The organism is Duganella sp. Leaf61 (assembly GCF_001421905.1).
GTDB classification, from domain to species: Bacteria; Pseudomonadota; Gammaproteobacteria; order Burkholderiales; family Burkholderiaceae_D; genus Rugamonas; species Rugamonas zoogloeoides.
Map to the genome: position 1 here is coordinate 1 of NZ_LMLM01000025.1, position 2,811 is coordinate 2,811.

Consider the following 2,811-nt stretch of genomic DNA (forward strand, 5'->3'; position numbering starts at 1 on the left):
AAACGATACAAGGCTAAGGAGCTCAAGAATCGTATTGAGGTCCAGGAGGCTGTTCTAATCAAGCAGGAAAACGATGATTTAAAGCTGAAATTGGAAGATTTGGGGTTGTCATCTGACATAACCTTTATGGATTGTAAAAAGGTTAAAGAACAGATTGAATTGGGCAAGTCTGCCATGTTGGCAGAAAGTGAAGCTAAAGCTTCTAATGTGGAAGTAGTGGATTTAGTAAATAAATCCACTCAAAAAATGAATGTGAAAATTAAGTGAGTGGGTAGATTATAAATAAGTCTGCAAAGCCCTGTTCGAAGGCTTCTTCTTCTACTTCTTGGTAGGTTTGACAGCCTGCAATTCTTCCAATTTCTTCATCATTTTGGTAAAAAATTCCGCTCCATTGTCCTGATGGAGCTTTATATATTTTAAGGACTGTTTTGGGGTTTACTACCTGCATAGCATCGTCCAAATCATTAATAATGTTTATCATGGTGCATGTGGGTAAAGCGTGATGTGTCCATTATCGTAGACACATCCAAAAACGTTATCATCCTCATCCCAAATAGGACTTTCACCTGTTTCTTCTAATAATTCATTGTCGAAATATCCAACTCCGTCCGCTGTATCTATTGTTGCTGCCATTTTATCTCCTTAGTTAGTATGGGTTTTTTATATCATTTTCGTCAAAATGCAACTGCATTTGTTGCATCTGACTAAACAATTCTGTTTTTTTGAATTCTTTAATGCCACCTTTAAGAAATAAATATGGATTCACATATTCAATTTCATCAGCATCTTTTAATAAATACTTGTTTGCCCGAAGTGTTTTGAAGGCACGGGATACATCTGACCGATGCATTCCTGTGTCTTTAGCAATCGTTTGTTGGGTAATTTTGAACACATTTTTGTATTGTGCAAACTTGACCACTGAGAACAAAACAGCCATTTCTGCCTTGCTCAAGGTCTTCATGATGGCTTGAAGGTTCTCAACAAACATCAAAACGAATGTTTGGTTGACCTTGATTTTTTCCTTCTCAGTAACAAACACACTGACCTTTTTGTCAGACATATCCATGTCCTCCATCTCATCAAGCAAGTCATGCGAGAGTGAGCCGAGGTCAGTGTTCATCATGGGTTTAGTAGTAGTTCTTGTCATTTCTAGCTCCTATGTTGTGGAGTACATTTACAAAAATTTGAGGATTTGTCAAATTTTTGTGGATGCGTGAATGTGGGGGTTTTTCGCACAAATGTTGGGAACTCCACCAACATCTGTTGGTAGATTCCCCAACACAATGTTGGGTCAGGCACCAACAAATGTTGGTAGAAATCCCAACAAGAAATTAAAGTAAGCCAATATCTATATGGGTTACTTTAATGCTAAGAAGAAGAATATAAGAAGACAGAAGAGTCGACATCCTTCAGAGAACTCTTTGAGGGTTTGCCTGGTGTTTTACCTGGTAGCTTAAAAAGATTGAATTCTTGACAATACAAACTAAATTATATAAACCGTTTATACCGTTTCCAAAACATGAATTTTTTAACTGTGGATGCTTCGCATCTCACTCCAACGTTCACTATCGTTCACTCTTAAAAAGCAAGGAAGCCTTACGCCATATGGCGTCCTTTGCTTCGCATGAAGCTAACAAGACACCTTAGCGCGCTCCCGCTTGCTTCCGATCCAATGATGAATCCATTGGACCGGCTGCTTTTTTTCCTTCCGATTAAATTTTAAAAATAGTAGGAACTCAACCTGAGAGCAGTGTTGACTGTTGTGGATAAGTGTTAATAACCTCGTGGGCAACTTCAGTTGTCCATCAGGTTATTAATACGGTGTTTGCGAAGCAAACATATCCATAACTTTGTGCACCTGGCTGTTGGTTCTGTTTTTTAGCTCCGCAGGACGAATAGGGACTTTTACGAAGTAAAATCCCGTTGTGAGCAACGGGTTTTTAAAAGCAGACATTTACCCTTGATAATGCGATTCTTTCTGTTATGATAAAAGCAACAGAAGAAAAACAAAAATGGATAAATTTTATTGTAATGTAGACATAAAAAAATTTGGTGACGTGGAAGCTCGAAATGCTGCTGGCCACAATTTGAGACAAATACCATCAGAAAATATTGATCCATCCAGGAGCCACTTAAATAAATTCTATGTGGGTTCTCCTACTATGAATTTTGATCAAGAGCTTGCTACTCAACTAAAACGTTTTAAAGTGCAGAAAAATGCAGTTAAAACGGTAAATTTAGTATTTTCAGCAAGCCACGATTTTTTTAATGATAAAAAAAAGGGTGAATTATGGGAAAAGCAGACATTCGAATTTATTTCTAACACTTTTGGAGTAGAAAATATCATTTATGCTGTTGTTCATAATGATGAATACACCAAGCATTTTCAAGTATCTTTATTACCTGTCGGACCAAAAGGCAAGCTAAGTGCTACGCATTTTTTTGATGGTAGAAAAAAAGTTCATGAGTTTGTCAGTAATTACCATAAATCAGTTAAAAACCTAGGTTTATTGCGTGATAAAGGAAACAAAAAAGCAAAACCAAATGACATAAGGAATTTTTATAATACGGTAAATGAATTTGCAGAATATGATAAAAAGATGACTGAAACACAAGAAAAAATCGAATCTCAAGTAATCAATGCTTCGCCCTGGGCCTTCATCAAGACAACTACCGCTAAAACGCTGTTTCAGCCACTTTGGGACCTTGTTAAACGATACAAGGCTAAGGAGCTCAAGAATCGTATTGAGGTCCAGGAGGCTGTTCTAATCAAGCAGGAAAACGATGATTTAAAGCTGAAATTGGAAGATT

Annotated in this window: 5 protein-coding genes; 2 read left to right on the forward strand and 3 right to left on the reverse strand. The window is 37.1% G+C overall.

Going from position 1 to position 2,811, the window contains the following annotated elements; genetic code table 11:
• Positions 1-267: hypothetical protein (locus ASF04_RS27760; protein ID WP_162241445.1), on the forward strand; the 267-nt coding region annotated here is incomplete at its 5' end.
• Here ASF04_RS27760 and ASF04_RS27555 read toward each other — a convergent pair.
• From ASF04_RS27555 to ASF04_RS15100, 3 genes are read right to left on the reverse strand one after another with little or no spacing between them, the layout of a single operon-like run.
• Positions 260-481 (reverse strand): hypothetical protein, encoded by a 222-nt coding sequence (locus tag ASF04_RS27555; protein WP_156368662.1) that lies wholly within the window; start codon positions 479-481, stop codon positions 260-262. The two genes, ASF04_RS27760 and ASF04_RS27555, sit on opposite strands and share 8 nt — an antisense overlap.
• On the reverse strand, positions 478-633 hold the full coding sequence (locus tag ASF04_RS27560; protein ID WP_156368663.1) for a hypothetical protein: 156 nt from the start codon (positions 631-633) through the stop codon (positions 478-480). The genes ASF04_RS27555 and ASF04_RS27560 overlap by 4 nt, the downstream gene beginning before the upstream one ends.
• A 13-nt stretch (positions 634-646) precedes the next feature.
• Entirely contained in the window at positions 647-1,147 is a 501-nt protein-coding gene (locus ASF04_RS15100; RefSeq protein WP_082488794.1) for a replication/maintenance protein RepL, read from the reverse strand.
• 865 nt (positions 1,148-2,012) lie between these two features.
• Between ASF04_RS15100 and mobV the strand changes: the two genes are divergently transcribed.
• On the forward strand, positions 2,013-2,811 hold a 799-nt coding region (gene mobV / locus ASF04_RS26880; protein ID WP_156368664.1), incomplete at its 3' end, for a MobV family relaxase.

What these genes read in the sequence shown, in the direction of transcription:
- ASF04_RS27555 (WP_156368662.1), bottom strand. Translation starts at nt 481, where the DNA reads ATGATAAACATTATTAATGATTTGGACGATGCTATGCAGGTAGTAAAC.
- ASF04_RS27560 (WP_156368663.1), bottom strand. Translation starts at nt 633, where the DNA reads ATGGCAGCAACAATAGATACAGCGGACGGAGTTGGATATTTCGACAAT.
- ASF04_RS15100 (WP_082488794.1), bottom strand. Translation starts at nt 1,147, where the DNA reads ATGACAAGAACTACTACTAAACCCATGATGAACACTGACCTCGGCTCA.